Source organism: Aeromonas sp. CD (assembly GCF_033349375.1).
Lineage (GTDB): Bacteria > Pseudomonadota > Gammaproteobacteria > Enterobacterales > Aeromonadaceae > Aeromonas > Aeromonas hydrophila.
Genome location: NZ_CP137631.1, coordinates 3,561,005 through 3,578,675, shown reverse-complemented (window position 1 = coordinate 3,578,675; position 17,671 = coordinate 3,561,005). Strand labels below are relative to the sequence as shown.

13 protein-coding genes are annotated in these 17,671 nt (G+C 62.0%); 4 read left to right on the top strand and 9 right to left on the bottom strand.

Annotated elements, in window-relative coordinates; all coding sequences use genetic code 11:
• The first annotated feature begins 104 nt into the window (after positions 1 to 104).
• Entirely contained in the window at positions 105 to 962 is an 858-nt protein-coding gene (locus R2E40_RS16475) for a DUF2971 domain-containing protein (RefSeq protein WP_318163928.1), read from the top strand.
• Between the two features lie 77 nt (positions 963 to 1,039).
• On the opposite strand, the gene R2E40_RS16470 is transcribed toward R2E40_RS16475, so the two are convergent.
• Entirely contained in the window at positions 1,040 to 2,305 is a 1,266-nt protein-coding gene (locus R2E40_RS16470) for a RidA family protein (RefSeq protein WP_318163927.1), read from the bottom strand.
• A 905-nt stretch (positions 2,306 to 3,210) separates the two neighbouring features.
• Here R2E40_RS16470 and hchA point away from each other — a divergent pair.
• Positions 3,211 to 3,993 (top strand): glyoxalase III HchA, encoded by a 783-nt coding sequence (gene hchA / locus R2E40_RS16465; RefSeq protein ID WP_318163926.1) that lies wholly within the window; start codon positions 3,211 to 3,213, stop codon positions 3,991 to 3,993.
• 104 nt (positions 3,994 to 4,097) lie between these two features.
• On the opposite strand, the gene R2E40_RS16460 is transcribed toward hchA, so the two are convergent.
• Positions 4,098 to 5,207, bottom strand: a complete 1,110-nt coding sequence (locus tag R2E40_RS16460) for an anhydro-N-acetylmuramic acid kinase (RefSeq protein WP_318163925.1) — start codon at positions 5,205 to 5,207, stop codon at positions 4,098 to 4,100.
• A 248-nt stretch (positions 5,208 to 5,455) separates the two neighbouring features.
• On the bottom strand, positions 5,456 to 6,766 hold the full coding sequence (locus tag R2E40_RS16455) for a peptidoglycan DD-metalloendopeptidase family protein (RefSeq protein ID WP_318163924.1): 1,311 nt from the start codon (positions 6,764 to 6,766) through the stop codon (positions 5,456 to 5,458).
• A gap of 114 nt (positions 6,767 to 6,880) precedes the next feature.
• On the opposite strand from R2E40_RS16455, the gene tyrS reads away from it, so the two are divergent.
• The gene (gene tyrS, locus R2E40_RS16450; RefSeq protein ID WP_318163923.1) at positions 6,881 to 8,080 is read left to right on the top strand and encodes a tyrosine--tRNA ligase; all 1,200 of its coding nucleotides are present in this window, start codon (positions 6,881 to 6,883) and stop codon (positions 8,078 to 8,080) included.
• A gap of 78 nt (positions 8,081 to 8,158) precedes the next feature.
• Here the strand turns inward: tyrS and ygjK are convergent, their stop codons facing one another.
• The 4 genes from ygjK to R2E40_RS16430 all read right to left on the bottom strand — a co-directional run bounded on the left by ygjK (position 8,159) and on the right by R2E40_RS16430 (position 13,655).
• On the bottom strand, positions 8,159 to 10,639 hold the full coding sequence (ygjK, locus tag R2E40_RS16445) for an alpha-glucosidase (RefSeq protein WP_318163922.1): 2,481 nt from the start codon (positions 10,637 to 10,639) through the stop codon (positions 8,159 to 8,161).
• A 184-nt stretch (positions 10,640 to 10,823) separates the two neighbouring features.
• Entirely contained in the window at positions 10,824 to 11,636 is an 813-nt protein-coding gene (locus tag R2E40_RS16440; protein WP_263677900.1) for a helix-turn-helix transcriptional regulator, read from the bottom strand.
• A gap of 11 nt (positions 11,637 to 11,647) precedes the next feature.
• Entirely contained in the window at positions 11,648 to 12,184 is a 537-nt protein-coding gene (locus R2E40_RS16435) for a YbhB/YbcL family Raf kinase inhibitor-like protein (RefSeq protein ID WP_025201329.1), read from the bottom strand.
• Between the two features lie 214 nt (positions 12,185 to 12,398).
• A complete protein-coding gene (locus R2E40_RS16430; protein ID WP_005303296.1) occupies positions 12,399 to 13,655 on the bottom strand; it encodes an adenylosuccinate synthetase in 1,257 nt (418 codons plus the stop codon).
• 187 nt (positions 13,656 to 13,842) lie between these two features.
• Between R2E40_RS16430 and R2E40_RS16425 the strand changes: the two genes are divergently transcribed.
• On the top strand, positions 13,843 to 14,751 hold the full coding sequence (locus R2E40_RS16425) for a LysR family transcriptional regulator (protein WP_011706900.1): 909 nt from the start codon (positions 13,843 to 13,845) through the stop codon (positions 14,749 to 14,751).
• Positions 14,752 to 14,821: 70 nt separating this feature from the next.
• Here R2E40_RS16425 and R2E40_RS16420 read toward each other — a convergent pair whose 3' ends face one another.
• The gene (locus R2E40_RS16420) at positions 14,822 to 16,213 is read right to left on the bottom strand and encodes a TAXI family TRAP transporter solute-binding subunit (protein ID WP_318163921.1); all 1,392 of its coding nucleotides are present in this window, start codon (positions 16,211 to 16,213) and stop codon (positions 14,822 to 14,824) included.
• Positions 16,214 to 16,475: 262 nt separating this feature from the next.
• Positions 16,476 to 17,612, bottom strand: coding sequence for a MalY/PatB family protein (locus R2E40_RS16415; RefSeq protein WP_039215611.1), 1,137 nt, complete (start codon positions 17,610 to 17,612; stop codon positions 16,476 to 16,478).
• Positions 17,613 to 17,671 lie beyond the last annotated feature (59 nt).

Here is a 17,671-nt window from a genome sequence, read left to right as displayed (position 1 = left end):
AAAGTCGAAAAAGCTGACTTGAAAATCACCTATAATAGTTGCCTTTATAAACAACGAGTGTAATTATAATGTCAATTATTTTATAATATACAACATGAGGGTTTATGTTACATATAATGAATATTGTGAATAGAACTCCACCAGAAGAGCTTTTTCACTATTCAGATTTTAATGCATTAGTAGGAATAATTAAAAATAAACAGATATGGATGGGTGATCTCTTTTTTTTAAATGATGAAAAAGAGTATCAACTAGGTTTGGATTTGTTCAAAAAACAGCTTGGAATCCAAAAAGAAATTTATAAATCATCACCGTTTTTAATTTTTTTGAATAGCCTAGATAGTATTGATGGTCTTTTATTAAAAAAGCCCCCCTTCTCGTTTTCCCTTACTGAAGAAGGAGATCTTTTAAGTCAATGGCGGGGTTACACCAAAAATGGTATTGGTGTAAGTATTGGTTTTCGCTCATCAAATTTAAAGAGTAGTGGGTTTCAACTCTTACCATGTTTATATTTATTGGAAGAGCAAGAGGCTTATGTTAAGCATCTTTTTGACTTGGCCTTAAAAACATTTAATGAAACTGCTGAAATGGGTAAGCATGACAAATCAAATTGTATTGATCCTTCAGAGCTTCCGTATTGGGATGCAATTAATGAGGCTGGTTCTGCATTGATATCTAGACTGAATGTTGCATGCGCTCTTATTAAAGACTCCTCATTTAAAGAGGAAAAAGAATGGCGGTTAGTGAATTTTGAGCGCAACAACATAGATTTTCTTGCTAAGGAGTCGTATATAAAACCCATAAAGAAAATTTCCATAGAACCACGAAGCATTGTCACCTCAATCAAGGTTGGACCCAATCCTAATAAAATGTTTTGTAAGAATTCCATTTGTGTACTGCTAGATACATGCTCATTAGGTAGTGTGCCTGTATCTTTGTCTGAGATTCCATATAGAAATTGAACTGAGTAGTTTTGCAAATTATTTCATATAAAATACACCGGCCTAAGCCGGTGTATTTTTAATGCTAGAGCAATGTTTTAAACCAAAGGCGGGGTGCTTTCGGCGTTGGACATCACCGCATCAATCTGCACCACGGCGCCAGCGGGCAGCTCGCTCACACCAATCACGGTGCGGGCCGGCAGATAGGCCGGGAAGTATTTGGTGTAGATGGCATCCACGTCCGCCAGATCCGCGATGTTGGCAAGCTGGATATTCACCTTGACGATATCGTCCATCACGTGGCCGATGCTCTCGACGATGGTCTTGATATGGCCGAGGCACTGGGCGGTCTGCTCCTTGACACAACCGGTCAGGATATTGCCGGTGGCCAGATCAACCGGCAGCTGGCCGGCGATATGGTTGTAGTGAGAGAAGGCGACGGTCTGGGTGTGCAGCGGGCTGCGCGGTGCCTTGTCGGTATTGCGGGCGCTGATCACCAGATTGTGTCTGTCTTCCACCAGTTGTGGCGGGGTGCCGTCACCGTGGGAGATGACCGCATCCATCTGCACCCGGGCGCCCAGCGGCAGGGCGGAGGCCACGATCACGCTGCGCGCCGGCAGGTAGGCGACGGCGCGGGCAATGGCGGAGTCCGGGAAGAAGGTGGTGTAGACCTCGTTGACGGCGTCCAGATCGGCCAGGCTGGTCAGATAGACGGTGACCTTGACGATATCGTCAAACGGCACATCAATGCTCTCCAGCACGTGCTTGATGTTGCGCAGGCACTGGCCAGCCTGCTGCTGGATACCACCGGCGACCAGCTGGCCCGATGCGGCATCGACCGGCAGCTGGGCACCGATATTGTTGTAGTGGGAGAAGGCGACGGTATGGGTCGAGAGCGGATCCTGCGGCGCCTTGTCGCTGTTGCGGGAGAGCTTCAGCAGCGGGCAGGGCGCCTGCGGGAAGGTGCCTTCACCGTTGGAGATGAGCGCGTCCATCTGCACGGCGGCGCCGAGCGGCAGACCGGCCACCGCCAGCACGGTGCGGGTCGGCAGCAGGTGGGGGAAGAACTCGCCATAGACGGCGTTGACCGCGTCGAGATCGGTAATCTCTTTGAGAAACACCGTGATTTTGACCACGTCATCCATCACATGATCGATGCTCTCGATGATGGCCTTGATATTGGTGAGGCACTGTCTGGCCTGCGCCTTGATATCCCCTGCGACCAGCGCGCCCGTTTTCGGGTCGACCGGCAGCTGGGCGGAGATATTGTTGTAGTGGGAGAACGCCACGCTCTGGGTGCTGGGGCTCAGATCCTGCGGTGCATTGGCGGTATTTCTGGCTGACTTGATGATGGTACCACTCATGGCGATACTCCTTTTTCGTTTTTGATGTAGGGTCAGGCCGCGTTGCTCTTCCCTGGCCGAATGCGTCACGCAGGGCGATACCCATGATGGCGGCAACAGTTGCCCGTTCCCGCCGCAGGGCGACGGGGCAAGGGACCATGGTCATCACTGTGTAAAGCCTTGTGCCGGTGCCGCCGGCGCGTGCAAACGGATAAGGGAGAAATAAATCGGCTTGATGATTCAGACGGGAGGATTCTAGGGGGCGTTCGCCAGCGGATGCAAACCGGGATCCGGTTTCTATGAGGTGGCTCAACAGAGTGAAATATATTCACTTTGCTATTCAATGCATGACCAGAAAGAGCAATAAAGGTGATGGCGCTCCCACTTTTTGCCATGCAGGCGGCTGATGGCGCCTTTATTTGCGTCAATTCAGGTTACCAGCTGTAAATCCCAGGTTAATGATTCTGACCAACTTGCAGGATATTATCCCGGTTTTGCATAGCTATTTATTTTTCGGCCTGGTGAAGGGCTTTTCATAAGGCCAAAAATATGCCTGAAGTGAGCCGCAATAGGGCCATTGAAATAACATTCAGCCCATCTGCATGGCAATAAGCTGAGGTGGTGGGAGCGGATGGAAATGAGGGGCGCCGTTCACTGCCGGATGCGGCAACCAGGCGGACAGGACGCCACCCTGCATATGCCATATATTTTCAGCGGCGCGAACAGGACCTGGCTGCGCGGGCGCCGTGCGTCAGCGCCCTGTCAGAGGGAAGAGCACGGCGCATTTACCCGGCCCCTGGCAGCCAATACTGTGTGAGCGAGTCAACCCATGATGGAGAGAGTCCCATGACCAAGAAGCTGATTGACGACAAGCAACCGACCCCGGATCCGGCGGAGCAGAATGCTTTTTCCCTTCCCCCTATTCATTGAGCCAGTTCACTTCGCGCAAGTCGGATCTGGCGGGGGCCGATTATCCCGCCCCCTATCTGGGCGGTCGCTGGAAGATCCTGCTGATCGGGGCCGATGAGCGCTATCTGCCCACCGACAACGGTACCCTGTTCTCTACCGGCAACCATCCGGTGGAAACCCTGCTGCCCATGTATCACCTCGACAAGGCGGGCTTTGCCTTTGAGGTGGCCACCCTGTCGGGCAATCCGGTCAAGTTCGAGTGGTGGGCCATGCCGACGGAGGATGAGGCGGTGGTGGGGCTCTATGGCAAATACCAGGGGCAATTCCGCCAGCCGGCCAAACTGGCGGATCTGCTGGCCCAGGTGCAGGCCCCTGATTCGGACTACCTCGGCGTGTTCATTCCCGGCGGGCACGGCGCCCTGATGGGGCTGCCCGAGAGCGCCGAGATCAAGGCGCTGCTGGAGTGGGCGATGGCCCACGAGCGTTTCATCATCACCCTCTGCCACGGGCCGGCGGCCTTGCTGGCGGTGGCCAATCCGCACACCTTCGCCGGCTACCGGATCTGCGCCTTCCCCGATGCGCTGGATGAGCAGACGCCGGCGATCGGCTACATGCCGGGTCGGCTCACCTGGAAGTTTGGCGAGCGGCTCAAGGGGATGGGATTTGAGATCGTCAACAGCGGCATCTCGGGGGAGGTGTGCCGGGATCGCAATCTGCTGACCGGTGACAGCCCGCTGGCCGGCAATCCGCTCGGCAAGCTGGCCGCCACTACCCTGCTGGAGGCGGTGAGCCACCAATAGTGTCACGTCCCTCGCAAGAGGGGCTGGCAGAGCAGAGCAGGCAGGAAATAGAGCAGGGCCGTCGCGTGACGGCCCTGCTCTATTGGGTCTGGAACAGGCTTGGCTCAGGCGGGATAGAGAGCACCCAGTATCGCTGGGCGGCTGGCACCGGTGACAGCCGGCAGGTTGCCGGGTTGGCGGTGGATAAAGCGCTGCGCCAGCCAGGCAAACGCTGCGCCTTCCATCCAGTCGGGGGCGATCCCCAGCTCGGCCGTGTTGGCGATGCGCCAGCCGGGCAGCAGGCTGGCCAGCTCCGCCAGCAGCGGGGTGTTATGGGCGCCGCCGCCGCAGACATACAACTCGGGCCGGCTCTGCGCATCCGCCAGTGTGGGCAGCTGGCGGGCGATGCTGTGGCAGGTGAGCGCCTGCAGGGTGCGCTGCACATCCGCCGGGGCATGGGCGTGACCGGCCAGCTCGCCATCGAGCCAGTCGAGGGTAAACATCTCCCGCCCAGTGCTCTTGGGGTGGGGGGCGGCAAAGTAGGGGTGAGCCAGCAGCTGCTCCAGCAGTGCAGGGATAAGCCGGCCGCTGGCCGCCCACTGGCCGCCGGCATCGTAACCGGCTCCCTGGGGGTGATGGCGGCGATACCAGCCGTCGAGCAGGGTATTGGCCGGGCCGGTATCAAAGCCATAGACGCCATCGGCCTGGCCCGGCAGCACCGAGATATTGGCGATGCCGCCGAGGTTCAGCACCACCCGCAGGGCGCCGGGGCGGGCAAAGAAGGCCTGATGGAAGGCGGGCACCAGTGGCGCCCCCTGGCCGCCGAGGGCCATGTCCATGGTGCGAAAGTCGGCCACCACATCGATGCCGGTCAGCGCCGCCAGCAGGGCCGCGTTGCCGATCTGCAGGGTAAAGCCGAGCTGGGGGCGGTGGCGGATGGTCTGGCCGTGGCTGCCGAGGGCGCGAATATCTTTGGGAGTCAGCCCCGCTTTGGCCAGCAGGGCGTGGGTGGCGGCGGCAAACTCGCGGGCGACCAGGTTGTCGGCGACCCCCATGCGGTCGATCTCGTTGTCGCCCGGGGTGCAGAGAGCGTGCAGCTCGTGGGCGGTCTCCGCTGGCCAGGGGTGGCACAGCGCCGCCTCTACTCGAAGTGCTTCCCTATCCATCGTCACCAGCACGGTGTCGATACCATCCATGCTGGTACCGGACATCAAGCCTATATAGCGTTCAGTCATCAGGCTTCCTTACTTGCAGCGCGGGAAAACGTACGTGAGAGAGGGGGCGGCCTCGATCCCATGCCGTATTCTGGTACCGGACATCAAGCCTATATAGCGTTCAGTCATGGGGCTTCCTTACTTGCAGAGCGGGAAAACGCACGTGAGAGAGGGAGCGGCCTCGATCCCATGCCGTATTCTGGTGCCCGACATCAAGCCTATATAACGCTCGCTCATGACTGCTCCTTGTGGGTCTCTGGCATGGTGGCTCAGCTGCCGCCGTTGGCCCGCTTGTTCTGTGCCAGCTGCAGCTCCGGGCTGTCCAGCTTGGCCAGCTGGGGCATGGCCTGGGCCTTGAAGTTGGCCAGCGCCCGCCCGCTGAGAGACTCCGCCTGGGGCAGGTTGAGGGTGCGCGGGTTCTTGTGCACGCCGCCCACCACGAACTCATAGTGCAGGTGTGGGCCGGTGACCCTGCCGGTGCCGCCGAGCAGGCCGATGGTCTGGCCCTGCTTCACTCGCTGCCCCTTGTTGACGGTGCGCTTGGAGAGGTGCAGGTACTTGGTCACGTAGTTGCCAGCGTGCTTGATGAAGACGTAGTTGCCGTTGAACTGGTTGTAGCCGGCGGCCACCACGCTGCCGCCGCCCGCCGCCATGATGGGGGTCCCCACCGGCGCCACGTAGTCGATGCCGTTGTGGGGGCGCACCTTGCCGGTGACCGGGTGCAGCCGGCGCGGATTGAAGTTGGAGCTGATGTACTTGAAGTTGACCGGTGCGCGCAGGAAGCTCTTGCGCATCGCCTTGCCATCCGGGGTGTAGTAGTTGCCATCCTCGTTCAGCACGGCGCGATAGGCGGTGCCCTGGTTGATGAACTCGGCGGCCAGGATGTCGCCGGAGGCAACCCGCTCGTCATCCTGGTACTTCTCTTCGTAGACCACCCGGAAGCTGTCGCCCGGCTGCAGGTCCTGAGCGAAGTCGATGTCCCAGCCGAAGATGGCGGCCAAGTCCATGATCTGATCCTCGGTCATGCCGGCGTCGACGGCTGCGCCCCAGAAGCTGGAGCGGATCTCGCCCTTGGCCACCTGCTCGCGGGTGTCGAGTTCGAGTTTGACCGGTCTGGCCACGAAGCTGTCGGCCTTGCGGCTCACCTTGAGCGCCTGCTCCAGGCTGTGGGGGTAGTAGAGGCTGTGCAGCTTGCCGCCCTTGGTGAGCTTGAAGGTGAGCTCCTGGCCTGGCTTGAGCAGGCGCAGGGTATCCGTGCCCTCGAGCTGGTCGATGAGGTGCAGATCCGTGGTGCTGAGGCCGAGGCGCTGGAAGATGATCCCCATGTTGTCACCGCTGCGTACCTTAACCTGCTTGGTGATGTAGCTCGGCTTGGGCGGGGCGACGGGCTTGGCTTCGGCCAGCCGCGCCTCCTCGTCGACCTGCTGCTCGATGGCCAGCTCGTTGCCGTTGTCATCGACCCGGGTAGCGACTGCCTGTTCGCTCGGCCAGGCCGCCAGCATCATCACCATGATGCTCAGGATCAGCACCATTTTTCGGTGCCAGTGAGGGAGAGAGTTGAAGGCGTGCCAAATGACCATGAGAAGCAGACGAAGTTGAGCCGGGAAGAATGTCGGAGTTTACCGCCTTTCCAATTGGCCCGCCATTCCAGTAATATGTCTGGCCCTGTGGAATCGTGATTGGAGAGTCAAAAAATGTCCCAGCTCGAGGTGGCGCTAGCCGAGATCAAGCGCGGAGCGGAAGAAATTCTGGTGGAAGAAGAACTGGTCGCCAAGTTGAAGGAAGGGCGCCCGCTGCGCATCAAGTTGGGGATGGACCCGACGGCTCCCGACATTCATCTGGGTCATACCGTGATCCTCAACAAGCTGAAGACCTTCCAGGATCTGGGCCATGAAGTGATCCTGCTGATCGGTGACTTCACCGCCATGGTGGGTGATCCCTCCGGCAAGAACGCCACCCGTCCGCCGCTCTCCGAAGAGGCCATCAAGCACAACGCCCTCACCTATGCCGAGCAGGCGTTCAAGATCCTCGATCCCGCCAAGACCCGCATCGAGTACAACTCCACCTGGCTGAGCGAGCTGGGCGCGACCGGCATGATCAAGCTGGCGGCCAAGCAGACCGTAGCCCGCATGATGGAGCGCGACGACTTCAAAAAGCGCTACAGCAACGGCCAGTCCATCGCCATTCACGAATTCCTCTATCCGCTGCTGCAAGGCTATGACTCGGTCGCGCTGAAGGCGGACGTCGAGCTGGGCGGTACCGACCAGAAGTTCAACCTGCTGATGGGCCGCGAGCTGCAAAAAGATGCCGGCATGGCGACCCAGTGCGTGCTGATGATGCCGCTCTTGGTGGGCCTGGACGGCGTCAAGAAGATGTCCAAGTCCGCTGCCAACTACATCGGCGTGCACGATGTCCCGGGCGAGATGTTCGGCAAGATCATGTCCATCACCGACGATCTGATGTGGAACTACTACGAACTGCTCTCCTTCCGTCCACTGGCTGAAATCGAAGAGTTCAAGGCAGGTATCGCTGCCGGCACTCTCAACCCGCGCGACGTGAAGATCTGGCTGGCCAAAGAGATCATCGCCCGTTATCACGACGAAGCGGCGGCCGAAGCAGCCCACGAAGATTTCACCCAGCGCTTCTCCAAGAACGCCATTCCGGACGAAATGCCGGAAGTCGAGCTGGCACTGGAAGGCGAAGGGCTGGCGATTGCCAACCTGCTGAAAGATGCCGATCTGGTGGCCACCACCTCCGAAGCACTGCGGATGATCAAGCAGGGCGCGGTCAAGGTTGACGGCGAGAAGCTGGAAGATGGCAAGGCACTCATCGGTGCCGGTACCGCCGTCTACCAGGTCGGCAAGCGCAAGTTTGCCCGGGTGACCGTCAAGTAAGTCGCCATCTCCGGTGCCGCCATAAGAAAGGCCTCCCTTGCGGAGGCCTTTTTGTTGGCTCATTCCTGCAAAGAGGGATCAACCCTCTGTTTTCAGGAAGTTGCGGTAGAGCATGTAGAGGTGGGCCGAGCTCCAGCTGAAGTTGCTGGCCCCCTGCATGGCGCCGGTCTCCGGGTTGTAGTTCTCGCGGATGGGGCCGCTGCCCGCCAGCCCCTCGGCGTTGGCAAACAGCTTGTTGACCAGCGTCTGGGCATCGCTGCGATAGCCGTAGTTCTCCAGCCCCTTCACCCCGAAGTAGAACTGATCCAGCCAGACCCGGCCGCGCCAGTAGATGTCGGGGTCATAGGCCGGGTTGGTCAGCGCCGCCGTGCCGAGCGGCACCTTGGTGTTGAACTCCTGGGCATTGAGCATCACCTCGCGCACCCGCGCCGCCTTATCCTGGTCCGCCACCTCGGCCCAGAGCGGGCTCCACCCTTCCGGGCCACGGCCGCGGGCGGTCAACAGCTTGCCGACGCAGCTGTTGGCGTCGGGCAGATCCCCCTGGGCTATCTGGCGGTCGTAATAGAAGCCGGAGGCCTCATCGAACAGGCAGCTGTTGATGTAACCAGCCAGCTGGGTTGCTCCTTCGCGATAGCGGCTCGCCTCGTCCGGCTTGCCGAGCAGCTCGGCCATGTCGGCCAGGATGCGCTTCTCCTTGGCGAGGAAGGCGTTGAGCTCCACCGACTCCTGATCGATAGAGAAGCCGATGAGGCTGCCATCGTCCTGATGGTTTTCGAAGAAGAAGACGTTCCAGTCCTGGCGCGCCTTGGCCATGTCGCCGCCATAGGTGTTATCGGCATAGCGCTTGAGCTGATCCGGCTCGATAAAGCCGAAGCGGGCGGCGTTGTCCATGCCGGACTCCCAGCCGGCGCCGTGCTGGGCGCCAATATCCATGTCGGCGTAGCCGCCAACGCTCAATACCTGCTGATAGAGCGCCATGCCGGCGCAGCCATACCAGCCATCTCCTTCATCGGTACAGCTCGACAGATCCAGCCCGGCCGGTGCCCCCGTCGGGTACTGCACCTTGAAGGTGATGTTGCCGAACTCGTCGTTGTGCTCGACGTGACGGGTGGCGCCATATTCGATGATGCCGTTGCGGTTGTTGTCCCGCGCCCGGTACCACCAGTCGTGATAGGCCTGGATCTTCGGATACATCTCGGCGATGAAGGCTTTGTCCTGGGTGGCGCTGTAGATCTCCCAGATGGCCCAGGCGGAGAGGGGCGGCTTGGTGTCGCGCTCGTTCCAGTTGCCGCCGTCGCCACCGCGATCGGCGAGCTTGTTGTAGAAGACGGCGTCGATCACCATGCCGGCATCCTGCGGCCGAACCGGATCATCGGCTTGGATCTGGTAGTCATACATGGCGCGCACGTTGTTCTTGGCTATCTCGGGGTTGAAGTGGGCCATGGCGTAGGCGTGCTTCCAGCTGTCCCAGGCCCAGACCCCGTCGAACCAGCGGGCGGTGTTGGAGGGGGTCACCCCGTCGTGCAGGATGGCGCCGGCCGGCGAGCGCCAGTTGCCGTTGAGGGTCTCCATCGCCTTGACCGCGATGCGTCGCTCCGATTCCGGGATCCCCTGATTGGAGAGGCCGCGCGCCAGGTAATCCTCCCAGCGGCGGATGGAGTCGTCGAAATGGCTGGCGGGGTCGGCCAGCAGCGCCTGGCGGCTCTGCTCGAAACGGTCGGCGTCAGCACGGCTGTGGACATAGCTCTGCAGGGTATAGATATCCTGCTGGCCCTTGGCGGCCAGGGTGAGGCTGGCCTCGCTCACGTAGCCGAGCCCCTGCTCGTCGAGGGTGGTACGGCTGGGCAGGGTGCGATCGATGCGGTAGCTGGCGCTGCCGCTTTGCATGATGTTCCAGGTGCTGCGCAGTTTGCCGAACTGGAATGCCACGCCGCGCTCGGTCTGGCTGATGGTGCGGGTCCAGGCGGGGTACTGCTCGGCGACCGTCTTGTTGGCATCCCACTGGTTGAGCAGCTCCCCCTGCCAGTTGAGCTTGAGGGTGAAGGGGGCGTCAGTATGGTTGATGAGGCGGGTGCGAACCAGCGCAGTGCGGGCATCGCCGTAGCGCAGCTCCAGCTCCAGGGTGAAGGGTTCGAATTCGAAGCGCTGCACCAGCGCCCCCGGGATGGCGTACAGCGCCTGCTTGCTGGCGCTGGTGAGCGGGAAGGCGCGGCCGCTCTCGTCGCTCAGGGTCAGCTTGTCCAATTCGCTTGCGAAGAACAGGCTGTACTCCTCGGCGATGACCATGGGGCCGGTAAAGCCGCCCCATTCGCTGTCGCTGGCGGGCAGCAGGAAGCCGTGCCAGGCGCCGAGATCGAGCAGCGGGTTGTATTTGAGGTTGGAGTAGCTGTCAAAGTCACGGAACTGGAGCGGGGTACCGCTGCGGTCGATCACATTCTGATACTGGTTCGCCAGGGTGGCGCTGGGGGCGGCCGGGCTGCTGGAGTCATTGCCGTTGCAGGCAGTGAGGCCGAACAGGGCGACGCTCAGGGTAACGGATAGTAAACTTTTACGAAACATCTCTCGCTCCAATGACAGTTTTTGTAGGTTAAGGAAGGTGTTTTTTAGTGCTTGTTTTAGTGAAAGCGTTTGCGAGAGCGATTATAGGGCGATTTTGAGGGGATTGTTGGCGCTGCATCACAGTGCAGGAGGGGAAGGTGTGAGCCGGATCACCCGGTTACACGAGGTTACATAGCTTGGTATTTTAGTAACTATTTACTTGTCTGGCGGCAGCCAGCGAGAGAGAGGAGGGGCAGGTGCGCAGGTATTGATAGGGGGTCAGGCCGAACTCCTGCTTGAAGCGGGCGGCAAAGCGGCTGGGGGAGTCGTAGCCACAGGCGAGGGCCGTCTCCAGCGGCGCCAGCCCCTGCTGCAGCAGGGTGAGGGCGTGGCTCATGCGCACCTGGGTCAGCAGCTGGCGAAAGCTGCGCCCCTCGGCGGCCAGCTTGCGCGCCATGGAGGCGCGGCTCATGGCGAAGTGCGGTGCGACCCCCTCCAGGGTGTGATCGGCGCCCGGCTCCACCCCGAGGTAGCGGGCCAGCCGCTCGCCGAGGGTCATGGTGTGGGCGGGAAACAGCAGGTCGAGCCCGCCGGCGGCCTGCAGCTCGGCATAGAAGCCCTGCAGCAGCTGGGCCTGGGTGGTCTCATTGAGCCGCCGATCCGCCATGGAGCAGACCAGCTCGAAACAGAAGGCTAGCGCCGGACTGACCGCCAGGCGCGGCTCCCTGAGCGGGCCGGCCTGGGCCGCGCCGAGCCATTCGACGGGGGGCGGGGTCAGCAGGGTCAGCGCGCGGGAGCGAAACTTGCCCTGCTCCGGCTGGTTGACGAAGGTGAGCTGGTGACCGGCCGGGATCAGCAGCCAGCTCGCCTGATCGAATGCCAGGCGCTTCTCCTGCCACCACAACTGCTTGTGACCCTGCTCCACCCAGATGATGGTGGGGGCGTAGATGAGTACCCGGTGCAGCGGCTGCTGGCGGATCCCGAGATAGTGGTGCAGTTGCAGCAGCGGCGTGCTCATCCGGCTGGCTCCTAGGGGGTGACGAAGGTGGCGGTCAGGGTGGCCTTGCCAAGGGCCATGCTGTTGAGCATGTAGCCTACCATGGCGGGCGGGGTGTCTGCCTTCACCTCCAGGGGCTGGGGCAGGGCCCAGGCGGTAAACTGGTAGCGGTGCATGCCGTGGCCGGCGGGCGGGCAGGGGCCGCCGTAACCCTGACTGCCGAAGTCGGTCTTAAGCTCCAGCCCCTGCTTGAGCTTGCCGGAGGCGTTGCTTGGCAGTTCGTTCTGACTGGCAGGCAGGTTCACCACCAGCCAGTGCCACCAGCCGCTGCCGGTGGGGGCGTCGGGGTCATAGGCGGTGATGGCGACGCTCTTGGTGCCGGCAGGCAGGTCCTGCCAGCTCAGCTGGGGCGAGCGGTTGTCACCGCTGCAGCCGAAGCCGTTGAAGCTGAAGGCCTTGTCCATCAGCTGGCCTTCGTGGATGTCGCTGCTCTTTAGGGTCATGGCACTGGCGGGCAGGGCCGCCACGCACAGTAGGGAGAGCAGGGTGGTACGCTTGGCAATCTTCATGGTGAGGCTCCTCGGTGGATGATGGGATCAGTCTAGCGAAGAGGAGGAGGATGTGAGTGACTCAACCGCTCAAAGTGGCCGTCTTGCTGCCATGATATGAGTCTTTACGTTGATTTTTAATGAGGGCGGTGAAAGAGATGTGGTGCGCCCGGGCATAAAAAAACCGGCATCCTGGATGCCGGTTTTTTACTGTGCTGACAGCTGATCGCGCGACTTAGCGCAGGATCATCTCGTCACGGCCCGGGCCGACGGAGACCATCGGCACCGGTACGCCCAGCAGCTCTTCGATGCGCAGTACGTACTGCTGAGCCGCTTTGGGCAGCTCGGCGAAGGTACGGCAGCCGGTGATGTCTTCGCTCCAGCTTTCCATTACTTCGTAAACCGGCTTCAGACCGGCAGTTTGCGGCCAGATCGGGTTCTCGGTGTGGGCACCTTCGTAGGCGACGCAGATCTTCAGATCCGGCAGACCGGTCAGGCAGTCCAGCTTGGTCAGCGCCACTTCGTTGGCAGCCTGCAGCTCGACACCGTTCTTGGTGGCAACGGCATCGAAGTAGCCGACGTCACGGGGACGACCGGTGGTGGCGCCGAACTCGTTGGCGATCTTGCGGAACTCGTCCTGGTTCTCCATGGCGGTCAGCAGGGTGCCGGTACCGACGGAGGTGCTGAACGCCTTGGCGACGGCGATGACGCGCTCGGGACGCAGACCCGGCAGGCCGCCACCGATGCCGGCATAGGCGCCGGAAACGTGGGAGGAGGTCACCCAGGGGTATTCGCCGTAGATCAGATCACGGCCGGCGCCCAGCTGGGCTTCGAACAGCAGGGTCTTGCCTTCGGCCTGCAGCGCTTTGAGCGGCATGCTGACGTTGCAGACAGAGTCGATCCAGGGTGCGGACACTTCCAGCAGCCAGTCAGCCATCTCCTGGGCGGTCTGGTTGAATTCGAAGGTCGGGTAGAGGGCCTTGAGCTGCGGCAGTTTCCAGTCGAGGAAGAATTGAATGCGCTCGACCAGTACTTCCGGCTGCTTCAGCCAGCCCACCAGGATCGCCTTCTTCATGACGCGATCGCCATAGGCGGGAGCGATGCCCTGACGGGTGGAACCGTAGGCGCCGTCACCCAGGCGCTGCTCTTCCAGGGTATCTTCCATGGCGTGCAGCGGCAGGCAGAGGGTGGCGCGATCAGAGATGGCCAGCTTGGGAGTGACGCCGGAGGCTTTCACTTCGTCCAGCTCGACGGTCAGTTTCTCGGGGCTGATCACCATGCCAGGGCCGAGCACGACCAGGCAATCCGGGTTGAACACACCGCTCGGAACCTGGTGCAGCTTGAAGGTGCCAAGGTCGTTGACGACGGTATGGCCGGCGTTGTTGCCGCCCTGGAAGCGAATGCTGGCGCCTGCTTGGCCTGCCAGATAATCCACGATGCGGCCTTTGCCTTCATCACCCCAGTTGGCACCTACGACTACGATAGACGACATGACTCTTTCTCCTAAGACGTTAGGCGATCATCCTAGGAGGCTCAGGAGGATTAGAAAAATTAATTATCTTTATAATTCCGATAAGAGAGTCATATAATTGCGGTGAATTTATCGGCAAACCGCCCCGCTGCCGTGCCGACGTCCCCCTCAGGGGCCCGTGTGGCCGTGGCGGCACAAGAGGATCCCCATGCTGGATATTCACTGGTTGCACACCTTCGTCACCCTGGCCCGGCTGCAGCACTTCGGCCAGACTGCCACCGAACTGCACATGACCCAGCCCAATGTGAGCCTGCACCTCAAGAATCTGGAGCAGGCCACCCGGGTCAAACTCATCGAGCGCAGCCCGTTTCGGCTGACCCAGGCGGGCGAGCGGCTGCTGCAAAGCGCCGAGCGCGCCATCGCCGAGCTGCAGCTCTGCCAGTCCGATCTCAACGCCCTCAACCAGCTGAGTCAGGGGACGCTGGCCATCGCCGCCAGCGACATCATCTCGCGCCTGCTGCTCATTCAGCCCTTTCAGCGCTTCAAGCAGGAGTTCCCCGGCATCGACCTCACCCTGTTCAACACCACCTCGGATCAGGCGGCGGAGCTGGTCAAGGCGGGCAAGGCGGATCTGGGCTTCGTGATGGCGCAAAAGCGCAGCGAGCCGCTGTTCTACACCGAGTTGCAGCAGGTGACCTGGTGCGCGCTGGGCCACGGTCTCGCTCGCTGGCAGGCGCGGGCAAAGGCGGGGGAGAGCGATCCCCTCGACGAGCCGACCCTGATCCTGCTGGGCCACGACACCCGTACCCGGGCGCTCATTGACCCCTCTTTGCCGCTGCTCGGTCTGCCCAGCTGCCGCATCATGGAAGTAGGCAGCGTGGACGCCCAGCTCGACTGGGCCGAGGCGGGTTTCGGGGTGGCCATAGTGCCGGACTTTTCCATTCACCCGCGGCTCAAGCTGACCGCCCCGGTGACCCGGCTCACCGATTTCCCCGGCACCAGCTTGGGGTACGTGGTGCGCCAGAACCAGGTGCTGTCGCGCGCCATCAAGCAACTGCTGCACTGGGTGGAGCAGGAGATCCAGCGCCCGCAGCCGTTGCCGGACGCCAGGGCTTGAGCCCACCCAATATCGAAACAAAAAGAGGCCACCCTTGGGTGGCCTCTGTCGTTGTGGCTGTTTGGCGGCCTTACTTGGCTGGCACGCCGTCCCCGGTCGGTGAGGCGGCGCTTGGCGTGGCCGGTGCCGGTGCTGTCGATGCCGGTTCGGCGGGGGCCGGAGAGGAGGGTTGTTCCCCGCTCATCACGGCAGAGGGGCTTGGCGCGGCCGTGCCCGTCAGTTTGCCGCCCTGCTCCACGGCGGCCCCTTCGAGCACGTTACTCGCGCCAGGTTCGGTAGTTGTGGCTGCCGAGGGAGTCGGCAGCAGGGCGCCAGGGGTCTGCCCGGACGAGGTGGCGGGCGTACCTTCCGGGGAGGGGGCGCCCGTTTCACCGGCAGGTTGTGCCGTGTTTTCACCGGCGGGGTGTGCCAGTTCGGTGGGCTGCGCGGCTGATGAAGTTGCCAGGGCCTCCGAGGTGGCCGGAGCCGGGCTCAGGGTTTCGGGCAGCAGGGCGGGCGGGGCATCCGCCATGCCGGCGTGGCGCGGTACTTCCGCCTCGCCCTGCATTCCCTCCAGGGTGAGGGCAGTGAGGGCCGGATGGAGGCGGGTGAACTGCTTGAGTCGCCCGCTCAACACGTCGCGCACGGTGCGCACCTCGCCCTCTGGCAGGCTGGCCAGCGCCACCAGCTCGGCGGTGACGGCGAAGGTGTTGACGCCGCTGGGCTGGCCCGGGTAGAGGTTGGCGCCGATGCGGCTGCGCTGATAGTAGGGATGCTGTTTGAGCAGCGCGTCGACCTGCTCTCCTTCGATGGGGATGAGGCGCGCCTTGCAGCGGCCGGTGAGATCGCCGATGGCTTGATTGGGGTGGCCCGCCACCACGAAGGCGGCGTCCAGGGTGCCGTCACAGAGCCCCTCCAGCCGGTTGTTGGCCGCGGCGGGGATGACGGGGGCAAAGCTCTTGGCCTGCCAGCCCATGGCATCGAGCAGGGCCTGGCTGGTGATGTGCTCGCCGGAGCCCGGATTGCCCAGATCGACCCGTTTGCCCTCGATGTCGGCCAGGGTGTTGATGTTGCTGTTGGCGCTGGCGAGCAGGGTCAGCGACTCCTGATGAAGCCGGTAGAGGCTGCGCAGCTGGTCATCGGGCGCCTGACCCATGAAGGGGCCGGTGCTGTGGGCGGCATGGTGCACCACATCGGACTGCACCAGCGCCAGCTGCACTTTCCCTTGATGCAGCGCCTTCAGGTTGGCAAGGGAGCCGGAGGTGCTCTGCACCGAGCAGTGCAGGCCATGGTTGGCCGTCTCTTCATTGAGCAGCCGGCAAATGGCGCCACCGGTCGGGTAGTAGACGCCGTTGAGGGGCCCAGTACCGATGGTGAGATAGGCAGGCGTGGCTGCCTGCAGGGGCAGCGCCAGGGCCGCCGCCAGCCAGGGCAGGGTGCGGCGAAGCAGGGTCGGCAGAGGGTGCAAGGCTGGTTGGGGCATAGTGAACCGGATCAATGGCTGATAAAAGGGATGGGCTGGCCCATCCCGGTTGGCATTCGGCCGCGCCAGCTGCTGGCGGCGGCACTGTGCCGTATTCGGCGCCATCGACAATCCCGGGTTGCGGGGCCGTGGCGGCATGTTGCGAAAATATACCCTATTGCGATCGGATACGGATCTGGCTGACTTCAATATATTGCGGGGCCAGCTGCTGCCGGCCCCGCCACTGCCCATATGGTGAGGCCATGAGGGAGAGCGCGCGTGATCAGCGCGCCAGAATGGCCTTCTCCATGCGGGCCAGCGCCTCGACGAGGCGAGCCCGGGTGCAGCCGAAGTTGAGGCGCACGAACTGGCCGTCACCAAACTGGGCGCCGGGGGAGAGCCCCACCCCGGCCTGCTCGAAGAAGGCGATGGGGTCGTCCAGCCCGAGCGCACTCATGTCGATCCAGGCGAGGTAGGTGGCCTGGTGGCGCGCCAGTTTGATGCCGGGCCAGCGGGCGACCGCCTGTTCGATCAGGGCCAGGTTGGCGGCCAGGTAGTCGAGCTGTTCGCTGAGCCACTGTTCGCCCCCTTCGTAGGCCGCCTCTGCCGCCACGAAGCCCAGCAGGTTGACGTCGGCACTGATGCCGCGCATCGCCTGCTGCAGCTTGAGGCGCAGGCGGGCATTGGGAACCACTGCGAAGGAGCAGCAGAGCCCGGCGATGTTGAAGGTCTTGCTCGGGGCCATCATCACCGCCGAGCGCTCGGCCGCCGCCGGGCTGATGGCGCCGTAGGGGATGTGGCGGGCGTCCTTGTCCAGCAACAGGTCGCAGTGAATTTCATCGGAGCAGATCACCAGGTTGTGGCGCTCGGCGATGGCGTCGATGGCCAGCAGCTCCTCGCGGGTGAACACAGTGCCGCCCGGGTTGTGCGGGTTGCACAGCAGCAGCAGATCCGCCGCCGGCGCCTGGCGCTCCAGCTCCTCGATGTCCAGCACCCAGCGACCGGCCTCTTCCACCATGGGCACGGTGAGCAGCGGCCGGTCGTTGAAGCCCGGCGCTTGCAGGAAGGGGTAGTAGACCGGCTTGGGAGTGATGATGCCACGGCCGTGCTGGCTCCAGGCCTTGCAGGCGAGGTTGAGACCCGGCACCACGCCGGGCAGGAAGACGATCCACTCGGGCTGGATGGTCCAGCCATAGCGGCTGGCCAGCCGCGCGATGATGAGTTCGATCAGCCGGGGAGAGGGGCGCGAGTAGCCGAAGATGCCGTGGGCGACACGCTGGGTGAGGGCCTCGATGACGGCAGGGGGGGAGACGAAGTCGGTGTCGGCAACCCACATGGGCAGCACGTCCTGTCCCTTGTACTTGTCCCATTTCAGGCTCATGGTGCCGCTGCGATCTATTTCCCGGTCAAAATCAAACATGTGAAATCCTTATGCTGGCCAGTGGGCTTTCACTGTACGGGGTCGGGGACGGGGTCGCA

What these genes read in the sequence shown, in the direction of transcription:
- R2E40_RS16430 (WP_005303296.1), bottom strand. Translation starts at nt 13,655, where the DNA reads ATGTCGTCTATCGTAGTCGTAGGTGCCAACTGGGGTGATGAAGGCAAA.
- R2E40_RS16415 (WP_039215611.1), bottom strand. Translation starts at nt 17,612, where the DNA reads ATGTTTGATTTTGACCGGGAAATAGATCGCAGCGGCACCATGAGCCTG.
- tyrS (WP_318163923.1), top strand. Translation starts at nt 6,881, where the DNA reads ATGTCCCAGCTCGAGGTGGCGCTAGCCGAGATCAAGCGCGGAGCGGAA.
- R2E40_RS16475 (WP_318163928.1), top strand. Translation starts at nt 105, where the DNA reads ATGTTACATATAATGAATATTGTGAATAGAACTCCACCAGAAGAGCTT.
- R2E40_RS16425 (WP_011706900.1), top strand. Translation starts at nt 13,843, where the DNA reads ATGCTGGATATTCACTGGTTGCACACCTTCGTCACCCTGGCCCGGCTG.
- R2E40_RS16455 (WP_318163924.1), bottom strand. Translation starts at nt 6,766, where the DNA reads ATGGTCATTTGGCACGCCTTCAACTCTCTCCCTCACTGGCACCGAAAA.
- R2E40_RS16470 (WP_318163927.1), bottom strand. Translation starts at nt 2,305, where the DNA reads ATGAGTGGTACCATCATCAAGTCAGCCAGAAATACCGCCAATGCACCG.
- R2E40_RS16420 (WP_318163921.1), bottom strand. Translation starts at nt 16,213, where the DNA reads ATGCCCCAACCAGCCTTGCACCCTCTGCCGACCCTGCTTCGCCGCACC.
- R2E40_RS16435 (WP_025201329.1), bottom strand. Translation starts at nt 12,184, where the DNA reads ATGAAGATTGCCAAGCGTACCACCCTGCTCTCCCTACTGTGCGTGGCG.
- R2E40_RS16440 (WP_263677900.1), bottom strand. Translation starts at nt 11,636, where the DNA reads ATGAGCACGCCGCTGCTGCAACTGCACCACTATCTCGGGATCCGCCAG.
- R2E40_RS16460 (WP_318163925.1), bottom strand. Translation starts at nt 5,207, where the DNA reads ATGACTGAACGCTATATAGGCTTGATGTCCGGTACCAGCATGGATGGT.
- ygjK (WP_318163922.1), bottom strand. Translation starts at nt 10,639, where the DNA reads ATGTTTCGTAAAAGTTTACTATCCGTTACCCTGAGCGTCGCCCTGTTC.